Consider the following 14,730-nt stretch of genomic DNA (forward strand, 5'->3'; position numbering starts at 1 on the left):
TTATTTAATGTCTTTTTTTATTTTATTTGGGTCTTGTCTGGTGTCGAAAAATGAAATTATTTCAACTCTTTTCGTATTGAATTTATAATAGATTATCGTTTGTTTTGATAAGACACATTTACGATAATTTTTATTTAATTCTGATTTGGGAAAAATTTCTGGTTCGATTTGAATGAGATAAATTACTTTGTCTAGATTTGAGATAAATTTATTTTTCACTTTGTTTGACCATTTTATTTCTAAATAGTCAACTAATTCAAATAATTTTTTTTCTGCGTTTTTTGAAAAGATTATCGATCTTTTCATTAACGAAGTTTTTTCATCATATCTTCATACAAAACAAATTCGCCACGTTCAATTTGTCTTTCACCTTCTCTAATTTCTTCTTTCTGCTCTTCAGTCAAATCATCCCACCAATCTTTCTTCTTTTTCGCAAGCATTTTTTTAATTTTCACTATCAATGAATGATCATCCGTTTCCTGTAGCATTTTCATTGCCTCTTCTCTGTCTAATTGAATAATGTCCATAACCTAAAAATTTACCTAAAGATACGCAAAATTACAATGCAATTGCACCGTTTCCAATTTCGTCGCAAATGTACTGACTATTCTGACAGAAAACAACTAAATCGGTTTGAATAAATTGCAATACTTTTGTTGCAACATTTTCAGGATAAAGCACATGCACATTGGCGCCAGCATCTAGTGTAAAGCAAACTGGAATCTGAGTTTCAGCTCTAAATTTCCAGATAGCATTGATGATTTGCAATGTATTTGGCTTCATCAAAATATAATACGGCATAGAAGTCATCATCATAGCATGCAAAGTCAAAGCTTCACTTTCTACCACTTTGATGAATTCTTCGATATTTCCGTTTTCGAAAATGGCAATTAATTTATCTAGATTTTCATGTGCTTGAGCAAAACGTCTTTCAGCATACGGATGATTATGCATTAAATCATGTCCGACAGTGCTTGAAACTTGTTTTTCGCCTTTATCAACCAATAAAATGGTATCTTGATAATTCTTGAAATTTTCGTGAATGATATAAGGAAATTCAACTCCAAATAAATCGGTGCTTCCTTCAATATTCGCCTGATTTCCCCAAACTACTACATTTCCTTTTACGCTTCGGCATGCACTTCCAGAACCTAAACGAGCTAGAAATGAGGCTTTTTGATAAAAATATTCATCTGTCATTTCTGGGTTTAGTTTTCTTTCTAAACTCATAAAATTCATTGCTAAAGCGGCCATTCCAGAAGCCGAAGAAGCAATTCCTGAACTATGCGGAAAAGTATTTTGAGTATCAATTGTAAAATGAAAATCCTTCAAAAACGGCAGATAAACTTCAACTCTTTCTAAAAACTTCTGAATTTTTGGCTTAAAGTCTTCTTTTGGTTTTCCTTCAAAAAGTAAATCAAAAGAAAAATGATTTGTCATATTGAGTGGAGTCGAAATGTCTTTCTTGGAAAAAGCCAATTTCGTAATCGTTTTACAATTATTCAAAGTAAAACTTACCGATGGATTTGCCGGAATCTGATTGTCTTTTTTCCCCCAATATTTAACTAAGGCAATGTTGCTTGGAGCACTCCATTCAAAGTTTCCGTTTTCTATTGTTGAAGTATATTGAGCTGGAATAAAATCGGCTGCTGTTAACATGAATTATAAAATTTTGGCAAAGATAACTTTTAAATTTTTTCACCATATAAGTTATATAAGAAAATATAAAGCCTTTACTAAATGAACTTATATTACTTATATGGTTTCATTTTTCTTTTGATTATTTTTGAACTCAAAATTTGATACAATGAATAAAACGGTAAAAATCATTATAGCTTTAATTGTTTGTTTAGCAGTTGGATATTCTGCAAGTTTGGTAACCAGACCGAGTGTAGAATCCTGGTATCCAACAATTGAAAAACCGATTTTTAATCCGCCGAACTGGATTTTTATGCCGGTTTGGACTATGCTTTACATTTTTATGGCCGTTGCAGCGGCATTGGTTTGGGACAAAATAAAAGAACAAACTGAAAAAGTGAAGACAGCATTACTTTTCTTCTTAATTCAATTGACATTAAATGCAATTTGGTCGTATTTATTCTTCGGATTAAAAAATCCGATGCTGGCACTTGTTGAAATTGTTCTCTTGTGGTTAATGATTTACGAAACGTATTTGAAATTCATTAAAATCAATAAAACTTCAGGTTATTTATTGATTCCTTATTTAGCCTGGGTAGGATTTGCAACGGTTTTGAATGCTGGTATTTGGTGGCTGAATAAATAAGAGTTTCAAGTTTCAGGGTAAAGTTACTTCTTCTTAAATTCTTCATTTTTAACATAAAGAAAATCCATAACAGCCAATACATTTGGATGTTCTAAAAGTGTTTTTGATTTTGGATCGGAATCACAGAATTTTATAAAAAGTTCCTTTTCTTCGGGTTCTAGTTTTAAATTTTTGATGAAAAAATCGGGAGGACAAGAAGCGATGACGAGTTTCTTAAAACGGTCGTCGCGAGACTCAATTTTTTTTTGGGGTTTATCAAATACAGGATAACTGAAATTTACGGCATTTTTAATTCTACCGTCATAAACATTCACTTTTGAGGTTACTTCGTCAAATTGTTTACGGTTTTTAATTCCATTTATAGCTTCTCGATTAGTCCCTATTTTATGAATATCACCTTTAGTAAAAATAGATCTGGAAATAATAACATTTTCGAGTTCTTCTGGTTTAGGAGTCATATTTACAACTAAAATATCTTTTTCCAGGTCTTTATTCGTTAGCTGTAATCGTGTAAATAAAAAATCTTTATGAAAGAAAAGCAAACTATCTTTTGCTCTTGCCAGAATTGAAAACTCTCCAAATTCATTTGTCCTAGTGCTTGTTTTAGCTGTTTTATTAATAACTTCTATTTTTTCCAAAAGGATATTTTGATTAATGACTTTTCCGCGAAGAAGTTTTTCAGTCTGGGAAATTGAAAATTGATAAGTAAGAAAAGAAATTGTAGTAAGTAATTTTACTTTCATTTAAAGGTTTTTAGTTTTTAATTCCTGAATTCAGTTTCTGAAACTCCTCATTTTTTTTATATAAAAAGTCCATAGTATAAAGTAAGTTTTTCTGTTCCGTCAAGACTTTAGCTTGCGGGTCGGCATCACAGAATTGAAGAAAAAGTTCTTTCTCTTCTGATTTTAATTTTAAATCTTTACTAAAAAAATCCTCAGAGCAAGTTGTAGCAATTAATTTTCTAAAATCGATTTTAGGAATTTCCTTTTTCGGCTCTTCTCTTTCTCTTTTGAATAAGCCGAAAAGCCCGCTGCCAATCACTCCAATATTCAATCCGTTAGAAAGTGTATTATTGAAGCCGGGAATAAAGCGTGTTAAATCGTTATTGGCTCTTTCCATTTTAATCTTGCTGATGGCCTCTGCATCATATTTTATTTTAGGAAATTTAATTTTGGTTAATACAACTTCGTCTAATTCCTCAGGTTTTAAAATCATTTTTACAACAAGATTGTTGTTCTGAATATTTTCTGGAGTAACTTTTAAACGGCTGAAAAAGTAATCTTTGTGAAAAAAAAGCAAACTGTCTTTTGGATTTACAAGTATCGAAAACTCACCAGATTCATTGGTTCGTGTACTTGTTTTGGATGTTTTATTAATCACTTCTACACCTTTGAGGGCAAAACTCTGATCGAAAACTTTTCCGTTGAGTAGTTTTTCTGTTTGCGAAATACTAAGTTGGTAAGTGAAAAAAGAAATTGTGGTAAGTAATTTTACTCTCATACACGATTAATTTGCTGAGAGTAAAATTATTAGAATACTCTTAACGAAAACTTACAGATTCTGTAAATTCTTGTTAATTAATGATTTTGAAAACTTTTCCAATTCTCCTTTATTAAATAAAACGGGGCCATGTCCAAAGCACAATATTTTAGGTTTTAAAGAAGCTAGTTTTAAAATAGATTTTCTATTCGTTTCCGCATCTTTAGTAAATAAATTGGGAGGTTCGTGCAGACCAACTTTTGTTGTTAAGAGATTCATATTGGTCATAACATCGCCCACAATGAGAACGCCGTCTTTTTCTCTAAAAAAAGATAAATGACCACGAGAATGTCCTGGAGTTTCAATCACCGTAAAACCGCCGATTTGGTCACCTTCTTTTAAAGTTTGAGAAACGGAATGCCCTTTTCCTGCCCAGAAATTTTTCTGAAATTTAGAAATAAAATGATTCGGATTTGGATATTCATTAATGACATTTCCATTTTCAGCAAATTCTTTTTCGGTTTCGCTGCACAAAAGCGGAATGTTGAGTTTTTCGCAGATTATTTTACTGCTTCCTTGATGATCGGCGTGGGCGTGCGTGAGGGCGTGTTTGGTAACAGATTGGTCTTTAATTGCTTTGAGAATGGTTTTGGCAGAACTTCTAATTCCAGCATCAATTAAAACATCTTCAATCAAGTAACAATTTATGGTGTTACGGGGTAATAAAGGAATTTGGAAAACGTCTTGGACAATATTCTTCATCTTTTTGAAATTTTATTTCGCAAAGATTTGAATTCGGGTTTTCAATCCACTTGATAAATGTTAAGAAATATCTTGACGAATTCTGCTCAGCGATTCTGGGGTAATTCCGAGAAATGAGGCAATGTAGATTAAAGGTGTTCGCTGGATTATTTTGGCTGGAGCCGATTCCAGAAAAGTCAAATATTTTTCTTTGGCAGGAATCATTTGAAGTTTTAAAACTCTGTCAGCCATGCAAAGGTAATTCTGTTCGGCTAAAATTCTTCCGACACGTTCCCAATTCGGAATTTCGCTGTACAAAAACTGCATTTTTTCGAAATTAATAGAAAGCATTTCACAATCTTCAATACACTGAATATTTTCAAATGATTTAGTCTGATTGATAAAGCTCGAATACGAAGCAATGAAACCGTCATCACAACTTAAATACGTAGTAATTTCTTTTCCGTCTTTTAAATAATAAACTCTTGCCAATCCGTTTAGAATGAAAAAAATCTTGTTGCTGATTTTTCCCATTTCAGAAAAATATTCTTTGGTGTTGTATTTTTCATATTCAAAACAAGATGCAATTTTCTCCAATTCATTTTCAGAAAAAGAAGCAATTGCTGTGATTTGTTTTTGTAGTGAAAGATATTTTTTTATCAATTATATTGGGTAACAATATTTTTATTCGACACTAATTTTTTCTATTGCCCATTCTTTAGCTAAACCAGATCCAGTTGCTTTTACTATTACAAATAAATTATTTCCAATAGAATTACTAAACACAAAAAATGGTTCTGCATCGTAAAATACTTTTTCTGATTCATTTTTAGAAACTAGAAATTGCTCTAACGGGATTTTGTTTTTAAAAGCAAGGTTTGAATCATTATATATATAAATGTAAGGAAGTTTCTTTTGAGTCCAGCTATCATCAGCTACTAGTAATAAATACAGATTGTTTTTTGCTACTGAATGATCTAGCCATTGTATAGGTGTGTATGGATTCGTGTCAGTATTGATTACACCGTTATATAACATATCCTGACTTCTAAGTTCGGAAGTTTTAAATACAGTTTTGCCTCCGGTAAATATTCTATTTCCATCTTCAGAAAACCACAAATTTCCATTCATAATATAATCTCCATGATACGGAGAATCGTAACTATATTCTGCATTTCCATTTTGAATATTGTATTTCTCTATATCCATTGGAGATAACCCATTTTCTGCTCCGTATATATATTTGCCTGATGGATGTAATCTTGCTTTATTTCCTTCGTAAATCTTTTCACCAAGATGTTGATATTCATTATCATTTGCCAAGTTTAAGTTAATGGATCTTATAAAAGTTGATTGGCCATTTTTAGGAAAAACATATGCCCACTTATTGCTCGCAAGTACAATATCATTTGCATAACAGGATACAGGGTATGTCTTTGTAATGGTTTTGCCAGTTAAATTGATATAAGAAATATATCCATCATGTCCAGCTACAGCAGTTTTTCCATCAGGAGATATTGAGATACATGTAGGAAGATACGATAACGGGATACTTTCAATTAAGCCTGTATTTGTACTTAGGATGTTTACAGCTGCAGGACTTGATGAAACATAAACAAGTTGATTGGTAACTTTAGAAAACTCTGCATCTACAACATCAGAATTTAAGATTACTTTTTGTTCAACAAAATTGGTAACGCTTACAACTATTGAATCTTTTTTATTGTTGATATTCAGATATAGTTTTGAATAAGATTTACCATTTGGTAAGTTTTGTTTATCAACTGTAACCGTAATCTCATCATGATTTAGAGAAGTTATATTTCCTTCTTTTTTAGAAAGAGAGACATAGCTTTTCGAATTTACTATACTATAGTTTAAAAGTACTTCTCCTTGATTTTCAATGTTGAGAACAAGTTTATTATTGAAGATTGTAAAATTTAAAGTATCTGGTACCGAGTAATTTGCTTCTTTAGTTTGTTCGTTTGAATCATTATTCGAACAGCCAATAATCGTTAACACCGTAATTAAGGCTAATACAATTTTTTTCATAATATTATTTTGTTTTGTATCTCATTATTTTTAACAGTGTTTGATCGCTATAATTAAAAAAGAGACACAAATATTAGGTAGTTTTAATTAAAAAGAACAATTATTAGTTAACATTTATTTTTTGAACCGCCCATTCATTCACTAAATCAGAATTAAGTGCTTTTGTTATTACAAATAAACGATTTCCAGTTGAGTTGCTAAAAACAAAGTAAGGAGCTGCATCATAAGTTTCTACACTATTTTGTTTCGTTTGACTGAAATATTTTTCTAAATCAAATTTATTTACATAGCTAAGATCAGAATCGTTAAAAACATAAATGTTATTTGATTTTATTGGATTCCATCTGTCACCATTTGAAAAGATCACATATAATTTTCCTTTTGATGAAGAATGATCCATCCAATCAATCTTAGAATTGTTTTCGGAAGGAATTCTACCATTATATAAAACATCTAAACTATTAAGTTCAGAGGTTTTTAAAACACTCCTCTCTCTAGTAAAAAGCCTGTTACCATCTTCTGAAAACCATATACTTGGAATAGTATAGTCTTCTTCCTCGAAATCAGATTCATATCTATCATCAATATTTCCGTTTTTTATTGTAAGTCTCTGAATTTTAGCGCTTGATGACGGGCTTTGCGCATAAATATATTTGCCTGACGGATGTAGTCTTCCTTTAGTTCCTGCATATATTTGATTGTACATACTGATAGGCATTTCGTAATTGTATTCCAAATTCATATTAACACTTTTAACATATGTCCATTGATCTTTTTCTGGAAAAACATAAGCCCATCTATTATTGCCAAGAACTATATCAAGAGCAGAGCAAGAAATATCGTACGTCTGGATTATAGAAGGATTTTTTAAATTAACATGTGTAATGTGGCCGTCATGACCTACTACAGCTGTGTTTCCATCTTGTGAAATAGAAATACATTTAGGCTCATAAGCCAGTGAAATCTTTTTTAATGACTCTGTATTGGAATCAAGAATGTTAACTTGAGAAGGATTTGAAGAGATATATACTAACTGATCATTTTTTTTTGAATATTCAGCATCAATAACATTGGTCTTTAATATTATTTTTTCTTCTTTAAAACTTTGGGAATCATCATTTTCACAACTTAAAATTATAATTGATAAAATTATAATCGATAAGAATTTTTTCATTATTACTTCGAAATTATTGTAAGATTTGACTTATTTATAAAAAGCAAATATAGAAGTTTTTTTTAGTAATAATGGAGAATATAAAAAAATTATAGGGTTATAATATTTCAATTAATTCAGATGCTTTATGAATCACTTTTTTGGCTCCGCTGTTTTTCAATTCTTCTTCGGTTCTGTAACCCCAAGTTACGCCAACTGGAAACATATTTGCATTTGTTGCGGTTAACATATCAATATCAGAGTCGCCCACAAAAAGAATTTCTTCAGGACTTAAATTCCATTTTTTACTGATTTCTAAAGCCTCAAACGGATTTGGTTTTTTAAGTTCTTCAGTACTCAAACCAACAGCAGAATCAAATTGTTCTGGAAATATTTCTGAAACTATTTTTTTCGTCAACTCATCTGCTTTATTCGAAAAAACAGCCATTTTGATATTTTCTAAAGCTGGATTGTTCAATAGATCTAAAATGCCATCGTAAGGTTTTGTTTTTAAAGTGCAGATTTTACGATATTCGTTTATCATACAATCAAAACAAATTTCGATTTGTTCGTCAGAATTATGAGTTGAAGGCAAAGCTTTGCTGACCAAATTTCGCAAACCGCTACCGATAAAATATTGATAGGTTTCGTAACTATGAGTGGGGTGATTTAAACCAGTTAAAACAATATTCATCGCGTCTGAAATATCGTGTAGTGAATTGACTAATGTTCCGTCTAAATCGAAAATAATGCCTTTAAATTTCATTCTAATTAAATATTTTGAGCCAGAATAAACCCGCTTGTCCAGGCATTCTGAAAATTAAAACCGCCTGTAATGGCATCGATATTGACAATTTCTCCAGCAAAATAAAGGTTTTCGTGAATTTTGCTTTCCATAGTTTTGAAGTTAATTTCCTTTAAATCGATTCCGCCCGCTGTTACAAATTCTTCTTTAAAAGTGCTTTTTCCGTTCACCTGAAATTTGGCTTTTGTCAATTGTAAAGCTAAATTCTGTAATTGATTTTTAGATAAATCTGCCCATTTAGTTTCCGTATCAATTCCCGAAGCCAAAACCAAACTTTCCCACAAACGATTCGGAAAATCAAATGGAGATTTTTTAGAAACGGCTTTTTTTGCGTGTTCTTGTTTTAAATCTTTCAGGATTTTCTCGGCATCTTCGGGATCTAAATCGTTTAGCCAATTTACAAAAATGGTGAACTGATAATTTTTATCGTGCAGAATACGTGCGCCCCAAGCCGAAAGTTTCAGGATTGCAGGTCCGCTCATTCCCCAATGTGTGATTAATAAAGGTCCGGTAGATTCAAGTTTGGTATCTTTTACATTTACGGTAACTTGTGCAGCGACTCCTGGCAATTCTTTAATTCGAGGATCTTTGATATTGAAAGTAAATAGAGAGGGAACAGGGCTAACAACGGCGTGACCGTGTTCTTGAAGCATTTCCCAGATTTTTGGATTGCTTCCGGTTGCCATAACTAATTTTTCGCAAGCAAAATTATCGCTTTGTGTATCAATTTTCCAATGATTTTCTTTTTTGAAAATGGATTGTACACTTTGACCAGTCAGTACTTTTATGCCTAATTTTTCGGTTGCTTTTAAGAAACAGTCGATTATGGTTTGCGAGGAATTAGAAACAGGAAACATTCTTCCGTCTTCTTCGATTTTTAATTCAACGCCATGTTTTTCGAACCATTCAATCGTATCTCCAGAACAGAATTGATGAAACGGCCCGCGAAGTTCTTTTTCGCCGCGCGGATAAAATTTTACCAGTTCGTTAGGTTCAAAACAAGCATGGGTAACGTTGCAGCGCCCGCCACCAGAAACGCGGACTTTTGAAAGAACTTCTTTTCCTCTTTCTAAAATAGCGATTTTGAGTTTTGGGTTTTTCTCTGCAATATTAATTGCGGTAAAAAATCCTGCTGCGCCTCCGCCAACGATTATTATGTCGAAATTTTTAATCATATCTTAGTTTTTTGCCACGAATGGTCTTTTTGCCACGAATTTCACGAATGGCACTAATTTTTTTCTGCCACAGATTAAAAAGGATTTTTTTTGCCACGAATTCACTAATTAATTTAGTTTTTAAAATTTGTGAAAATTTGTGCAATTCGTGGCAAAAAAAATCTGCGTTAATCATTTTAATCTGTGGCCAAAACTTAAACTTTATATTTTGTCTGGATTATCAGAGATAATTCCGTTTACGTTGTAACTTTTTACTTTTTGAATGTCTTCTTCGGAGTTTACTGTCCAAGGGAAAACTTTGAAGCCTTTATTCTGAATATTTTTTGTGTTTTCTTTATTCAATAACTGAAAATCAGGATGAATGGCGTATGCTTTTATACTTTCGGCGAAAGCCAAAGCGGTATCAATATTTTCTTCGGTTAAAACTCCAATTAAAATGTTTGGATTTAGATTGTGAACTTCTTCCAAAGCATTCCAATCAAAACTTGAAATGATAAAATGATTGTAATTCCAGCCTTTTTCTTTGATATATTCTTCAATTAAAGAAACAACTTGTTTTGAAGTATCGGCATTTTTTAGCTCAACATTGATGAAACATTTTTTATCGACTAAATCAAAAACTTCGTTTAGAGTTGGAATTTGAAATTTATCAGCGATTCGAAACGACTTTAATTCGGCTAAAGTGTAGGTGTTTATTTCACCTTTTCCGTTGGTCATTTTGTCGATCGTTTCGTCGTGCATTACAATGATATGTCCGTCAGCGCTAAGATGAACGTCAAGTTCGATTCCGTCTGCATGTAAGTCTAATGCTTTTTGAAAAGCTTGAAGAGTGTTTTCGGGTTCGTATGCTTTTGCACCTCTGTGAGCTATTTTTAGCATTTGCGAGTGTTTTTTTCTAACCGCAAAGGTCGCAAAGATTTACGCAAAGGTCGCAATGAATTTTAAAAAAATAAAAACCACAAATTTCGCAAATTTTCACAAATTAGATAAGATAAATTAATTTGTGAAAATTTGTGAAATTTGTGGCAAAAAAACTTTGCGCGGTTTGCGTAGATCTTTGTGTGCTTTACGGTTAAGTTTAAATTTTCTCTAGCAAAACAATACCGTATTCGCTATCAATAGTTACTTTTCCATCAATGACTTCAGCTTCTTTATCAGAAAAGGAGTCTTTTAATTTGGTTCCGTTTTCGAAAATGGAATTTACAGGAAGTTCTTTTTTACCTTCAGGTAAATCTAAACCAATGATTACTTTATCTGTAAAATTACCACTAGAATAAGTTCTTGAAAATACATAATATTGACTTTCAATTTTAGAATGAATTCCAGCGCCAACTGCAGGATGATTTTTTCTAAACTGCCCTAATTTCTGCCAGTGCCAAAGCATTCGTTTCGTATCAGGATTGTTTTGAATATCGTCCCAATTCATGTTCGAACGTAAAGTCGCATCGCCTTGAGTTCCTTCTATAACCAAAGAACGATTCGATTCGTCTCCGTAATAAACCTGTGACATTCCAGGCGAAAGTAAAAGCTTAGTTCCTGCTTCAAAACCTTTTACACGATTGGCATCAAAAGGTTGGCCATCGTCGTGAGAAGAAACGTAATTAAGAACTGAATAACCTTTTAATTCGTTGTTTAAAGCATTCGAATATTTCGAGAATAAAGTTTCATAATCGCTTTGAGCAGCATTCCATTTAAATTCAAAATTGATCATGCTGTTGAAACCGTTCTGGAAATAATTAACTTTTCTATCTCCAAAATCATAATCCTGTCCGCCACTGATTCCGTAGCCGTAAACTTCAGCAATCGTATAAAACGGGTTTTGATCTAAAACCTGAAGCGGATGGTTCTGCTTCCAATTCGCGAAAGCGTAATCACATTCTTTCTTGAAATCAGCCCAAACACCTTCTTCGGTATGTTTTACAGTATCAGCACGGTAACCGTCAATTCCGAATTCTGTAATATAATCAGTAAGCCATTTTATAATGTAATATTTCGGACTTCTAGGATAACCTGTTCTTTTGAAGAATTCATCAAGCGAAGCAATTTCTTTTTCGTAACGGCCTTCTTTTTTCCATTTTTCAATTAAAAGTGGTGGCAATTCTACATTTTGAGAACTTTCTGTTCTTACATCTGGAAGATTATCTACCAGCGTACACATGGTTGTATTTTCGAACGATTTATAATCGCAAACAATTCCCGTACGAACCCAGTCTGAAGGCCAAACAGGATCTTCTGAAGTTACGGGACCAGTATGATTGATAACGCCGTCTAAAACGATTCTGATTCCATGTTCGTGGGCTTTTTTAACCAAATTGGCTAAATCTTCTTTGGTTCCAAAGTTGGGATCTAATGCTGTCCAATCTTTTGCCCAATAGCCGTGAAAACCATAACTTAAACCTGTTCCTTCGTCGACTCCGTCGTGAATCTGCTCGACAATCGGCGTAAGCCAAATGGCATTGATTCCGAGTTTATCAAAATAACCCGATTCTATTTTTTTGGTAATTCCTATGATGTCACCGCCTTCAAATCCGCGGAGTTTTCCAGGAGTTTTGGTTCGGTTAAAATTGATGTCGTTGGATTTGTCGCCGTTGTAAAAACGATCTGTAAGTAAAAAATAAACATTTGCCCCTTCCCAAACGAAAGGAGTCTTTGAAGTATCTGTATTCATTGAAACTGATTTTGAGCCAGAACAACCCGTAATTATGAATACTAAAGATAAGGAAAGGAAAATGTATTTTTTCATATATCTAATTAAAAATGCTACTGAAAAGTAATAGCCACAGATTATAAAGATTAAAATGATTTTTAAAATCAGAATCCTTTAATCTGTGGCAAAATGTTTTTAAGCGCAACGAACTGTAGAGGCGCACCGCAGTGCGTCTTACGTCCGATTATCTACAAATTTTAAACACATAGAGACATAGATTTTTGTTTTCTCATTAAGAATTTAGAAAAATGACTCGTCATTTCACACATAGCTATGTGTATTGATGCTGAGTGAAACGACTTTATCACGCTTCTATGAACTATGTCTCTATGTGTTTAAATTTATTTAGATTGTAGACATACGTTGCGGAGACGCACTGCTGTGCGTCTCTACAGAATATCTTTGTGTTAAATTTCTATTCCAATTCTAAAACCAAAGCTGATTTTGGTTCTAGAGTAATTTCAGAGCTTAAATCGAATGCTTTTCCTGAGATAACATCTTTTCCTGATTTGTAGTTTTTGATGTTTTCTTTGAAACGGTTTGTTTTTACAGTCTGTGCTTTTGCATTGTTATTAAAAACTACCATTACTGTTTTAGTATCCGTATATCTAAAATATACATAGGTATTATTTTCAGGAATATAATGAGTCATTTTTCCGAAGTGAACCGCTTCATTTGTTTTTCTCCAATTGAATAATTTTGAAGTGAAATCAAAATAAGCTGCTTGTTGAGCTGTTCTGCCTGCTGCTGTGAAAGCATTGTTTTTGTCACCAGCCCAACCGCCAGGGAAATCCTGACGAATATCGGCATCACCTTTGCTTTTGTCTCCGCCCATTCCGATTTCTGAACCGTAGTAAATCTGTGGAATTCCGCGAATTGTTGCCAATAAAGTCATTGCCAGTTTGTATTTCGGAAGATCGTATTTGAATTTATCATTCATACGGTCTGTGTCGTGATTTTCAGCAAAAACTAGAATGTTATTCGTGTCTGGATATAAAAAATCCATTGCAAAATTGTTGTAGAATTTAATCAATCCGTTGTCCCAGCTTGGTTCATCTTCATTGAAAGTTGAAGTTACTTGACTTTGAAGCGTAAAATCCATTACAGATGGTAAGTTTGAATTATAATTCTCAATCGCACCAACTTTACTGTCTTTCTGCCAAAACGCTAAATTTGCCTGATTGTGCATCCAAATTTCACCCACGATATTAAAGTTCGGATATTCTGAAGTAATGGCTTTTGCCCAATTGCCCATTGCCGTTTTATCAGAGTAATTATAAGTGTCAACACGGAAACCGTCTAAGTTTGCAAATTCAATCCACCAAATGGCATTTTGAGTTAAGTATTTTGAAACTAGAGGATTTCTTAAATTTAAATCTGGCATAGAAGGTACAAACCAGCCGTCTACGCAAACTTCCTGATCTATTTTTGAAGCGTGAATATCTGTAATTACTTCACGTCTGTGGTGTGTTTGTGTGAAAGTTTCGAATTGGTTGAACCAAGTTTTGGTTGGCATATCTTTCATCATCCAATGAGTGATTCCCCAGTGATTGGTTACGTAATCCATAACCAATTTCATGTTTTTTTTGTGCATTTCTGCAGAAAGACGCGCGTAGTCATCATTCGTTCCATAACGTGGATCGATTTTGTAAACGTCCGATTGTCCGTAAGTGTGATACGAATGCTGTTTGTCGTTGTCTTCGCATAAAGGCGTGCTCCAGATTGTAGTGGCACCAAGAGACGAAATATAATCTAAGTTTTTGATGATTCCTTCGATATCTCCGCCGTGGCGTCCGCTTGGGTCTTGACGGTTTCCTTTTTCTGTTAAGACAGGATCACTGTCGTTTTTCGGATTTCCGTTGGCAAAACGATCTGGCATAATTAGGTACATTACGTCTGATGCGTCGTAACTTTTTCTGTCGGCAGAATTGGCTCTTCTTTCTTTAAGAGAATATTTTTGTGTAAAAGCGACTTTGTTTTTCAATTTAAATGAAAAAGTAAGTTCTGATGCTTTAAGATTTTGCGTGTCGATGGTGATGAAAACGTAGTTAGGGTTTTCTGTTTTTTCTACATTTTTAATCGCAACATTGTTAGAAACAGAAGCTTCATATTGTGCAATGTTTTTTCCGTAGAACATAATCTGCAATTCCGGATTTTTCATTCCGGCGTACCAGAAAGGCGGTTCTACTTTTTGGATTTGCGCTTTCGCGGAAGCGGAAAACAACAAAACTAAAAGGATTAGTTTGTAGAATGTGTGGTTTGTTTTTTTGATGTTCATAACGTGAAGTTTTTAGTTTCCTGCAAGGTTTTCAAAACCTTGTAGGTATTCTAGAG

At 33.1% G+C, this 14,730-nt stretch carries 15 protein-coding genes; 1 reads left to right on the forward strand and 14 read right to left on the reverse strand.

The features are described 5' to 3' along the window. From AC3E9W_RS04385 to AC3E9W_RS04395, 3 genes are read right to left on the reverse strand one after another with little or no spacing between them, the layout of a single operon-like run. Nucleotides 1-306: a type II toxin-antitoxin system RelE/ParE family toxin gene (locus tag AC3E9W_RS04385; RefSeq protein WP_488767118.1), complete on the reverse strand. Its 306-nt coding sequence runs from the start codon at nucleotides 304-306 to the stop codon at nucleotides 1-3. Then, nucleotides 306-527 carry a hypothetical protein gene (locus AC3E9W_RS04390; protein ID WP_488767120.1) on the reverse strand — a complete coding sequence of 74 codons (222 nt, stop codon included), beginning with the start codon at nucleotides 525-527 and terminating at the stop codon, nucleotides 306-308. The genes AC3E9W_RS04385 and AC3E9W_RS04390 overlap by 1 nt, the downstream gene beginning before the upstream one ends. A gap of 31 nt (nucleotides 528-558) precedes the next feature. After that, a complete protein-coding gene (locus AC3E9W_RS04395) occupies nucleotides 559-1,659 on the reverse strand; it encodes a diphosphomevalonate decarboxylase (RefSeq protein ID WP_488767121.1) in 1,101 nt (366 codons plus the stop codon). Between the two features lie 148 nt (nucleotides 1,660-1,807). On the opposite strand from AC3E9W_RS04395, the gene AC3E9W_RS04400 reads away from it, so the two are divergent. Then, nucleotides 1,808-2,284 carry a TspO/MBR family protein gene (locus AC3E9W_RS04400; RefSeq protein WP_488767122.1) on the forward strand — a complete coding sequence of 159 codons (477 nt, stop codon included), beginning with the start codon at nucleotides 1,808-1,810 and terminating at the stop codon, nucleotides 2,282-2,284. Between the two features lie 23 nt (nucleotides 2,285-2,307). On the opposite strand, the gene AC3E9W_RS04405 is transcribed toward AC3E9W_RS04400, so the two are convergent. The 11 genes from AC3E9W_RS04405 to AC3E9W_RS04455 form a co-directional block, all read right to left on the reverse strand. Beyond that, nucleotides 2,308-3,027, reverse strand: coding sequence for a hypothetical protein (locus tag AC3E9W_RS04405; protein WP_488767124.1), 720 nt, complete (start codon nucleotides 3,025-3,027; stop codon nucleotides 2,308-2,310). Between the two features lie 10 nt (nucleotides 3,028-3,037). Then, nucleotides 3,038-3,784: a peptidase associated/transthyretin-like domain-containing protein gene (locus AC3E9W_RS04410; RefSeq protein ID WP_488767125.1), complete on the reverse strand. Its 747-nt coding sequence runs from the start codon at nucleotides 3,782-3,784 to the stop codon at nucleotides 3,038-3,040. A 51-nt stretch (nucleotides 3,785-3,835) separates the two neighbouring features. Then, a complete protein-coding gene (locus AC3E9W_RS04415; RefSeq protein ID WP_488767126.1) occupies nucleotides 3,836-4,525 on the reverse strand; it encodes an MBL fold metallo-hydrolase in 690 nt (229 codons plus the stop codon). A 60-nt stretch (nucleotides 4,526-4,585) separates the two neighbouring features. Then, nucleotides 4,586-5,167 (reverse strand): Crp/Fnr family transcriptional regulator, encoded by a 582-nt coding sequence (locus AC3E9W_RS04420; protein ID WP_488767127.1) that lies wholly within the window; start codon nucleotides 5,165-5,167, stop codon nucleotides 4,586-4,588. Nucleotides 5,168-5,188: 21 nt separating this feature from the next. Further along, a complete protein-coding gene (locus tag AC3E9W_RS04425; protein ID WP_488767128.1) occupies nucleotides 5,189-6,556 on the reverse strand; it encodes a YncE family protein in 1,368 nt (455 codons plus the stop codon). 103 nt (nucleotides 6,557-6,659) lie between these two features. After that, the gene (locus AC3E9W_RS04430) at nucleotides 6,660-7,730 is read right to left on the reverse strand and encodes a hypothetical protein (RefSeq protein ID WP_488767129.1); all 1,071 of its coding nucleotides are present in this window, start codon (nucleotides 7,728-7,730) and stop codon (nucleotides 6,660-6,662) included. 97 nt (nucleotides 7,731-7,827) lie between these two features. After that, complete coding sequence (locus AC3E9W_RS04435) at nucleotides 7,828-8,475, reverse strand: HAD family hydrolase (protein WP_488767130.1); 648 nt, start codon at nucleotides 8,473-8,475, stop codon at nucleotides 7,828-7,830. A 5-nt stretch (nucleotides 8,476-8,480) separates the two neighbouring features. Further along, nucleotides 8,481-9,689, reverse strand: a complete 1,209-nt coding sequence (locus AC3E9W_RS04440) for a BaiN/RdsA family NAD(P)/FAD-dependent oxidoreductase (RefSeq protein WP_488767131.1) — start codon at nucleotides 9,687-9,689, stop codon at nucleotides 8,481-8,483. A gap of 201 nt (nucleotides 9,690-9,890) precedes the next feature. After that, nucleotides 9,891-10,568: a glycerophosphodiester phosphodiesterase gene (locus AC3E9W_RS04445; RefSeq protein ID WP_488767132.1), complete on the reverse strand. Its 678-nt coding sequence runs from the start codon at nucleotides 10,566-10,568 to the stop codon at nucleotides 9,891-9,893. Nucleotides 10,569-10,767: 199 nt separating this feature from the next. Then, a complete protein-coding gene (locus AC3E9W_RS04450) occupies nucleotides 10,768-12,432 on the reverse strand; it encodes an alpha-amylase family glycosyl hydrolase (protein WP_488767134.1) in 1,665 nt (554 codons plus the stop codon). Nucleotides 12,433-12,811: 379 nt separating this feature from the next. Then, nucleotides 12,812-14,674, reverse strand: coding sequence for a glycoside hydrolase family 13 protein (locus AC3E9W_RS04455; protein ID WP_488767136.1), 1,863 nt, complete (start codon nucleotides 14,672-14,674; stop codon nucleotides 12,812-12,814). Nucleotides 14,675-14,730 lie beyond the last annotated feature (56 nt).

This window comes from Flavobacterium sp. 38 (assembly GCF_057799715.1).

What these genes read in the sequence shown, in the direction of transcription:
- AC3E9W_RS04405 (WP_488767124.1), bottom strand. Translation starts at nt 3,027, where the DNA reads ATGAAAGTAAAATTACTTACTACAATTTCTTTTCTTACTTATCAATTT.
- AC3E9W_RS04425 (WP_488767128.1), bottom strand. Translation starts at nt 6,556, where the DNA reads ATGAAAAAAATTGTATTAGCCTTAATTACGGTGTTAACGATTATTGGC.
- AC3E9W_RS04430 (WP_488767129.1), bottom strand. Translation starts at nt 7,730, where the DNA reads ATGAAAAAATTCTTATCGATTATAATTTTATCAATTATAATTTTAAGT.
- AC3E9W_RS04400 (WP_488767122.1), top strand. Translation starts at nt 1,808, where the DNA reads ATGAATAAAACGGTAAAAATCATTATAGCTTTAATTGTTTGTTTAGCA.
- AC3E9W_RS04410 (WP_488767125.1), bottom strand. Translation starts at nt 3,784, where the DNA reads ATGAGAGTAAAATTACTTACCACAATTTCTTTTTTCACTTACCAACTT.
- AC3E9W_RS04395 (WP_488767121.1), bottom strand. Translation starts at nt 1,659, where the DNA reads ATGTTAACAGCAGCCGATTTTATTCCAGCTCAATATACTTCAACAATA.
- AC3E9W_RS04385 (WP_488767118.1), bottom strand. Translation starts at nt 306, where the DNA reads ATGAAAAGATCGATAATCTTTTCAAAAAACGCAGAAAAAAAATTATTT.
- AC3E9W_RS04455 (WP_488767136.1), bottom strand. Translation starts at nt 14,674, where the DNA reads ATGAACATCAAAAAAACAAACCACACATTCTACAAACTAATCCTTTTA.
- AC3E9W_RS04415 (WP_488767126.1), bottom strand. Translation starts at nt 4,525, where the DNA reads ATGAAGAATATTGTCCAAGACGTTTTCCAAATTCCTTTATTACCCCGT.
- AC3E9W_RS04390 (WP_488767120.1), bottom strand. Translation starts at nt 527, where the DNA reads ATGGACATTATTCAATTAGACAGAGAAGAGGCAATGAAAATGCTACAG.
- AC3E9W_RS04440 (WP_488767131.1), bottom strand. Translation starts at nt 9,689, where the DNA reads ATGATTAAAAATTTCGACATAATAATCGTTGGCGGAGGCGCAGCAGGA.
- AC3E9W_RS04445 (WP_488767132.1), bottom strand. Translation starts at nt 10,568, where the DNA reads ATGCTAAAAATAGCTCACAGAGGTGCAAAAGCATACGAACCCGAAAAC.
- AC3E9W_RS04435 (WP_488767130.1), bottom strand. Translation starts at nt 8,475, where the DNA reads ATGAAATTTAAAGGCATTATTTTCGATTTAGACGGAACATTAGTCAAT.
- AC3E9W_RS04450 (WP_488767134.1), bottom strand. Translation starts at nt 12,432, where the DNA reads ATGAAAAAATACATTTTCCTTTCCTTATCTTTAGTATTCATAATTACG.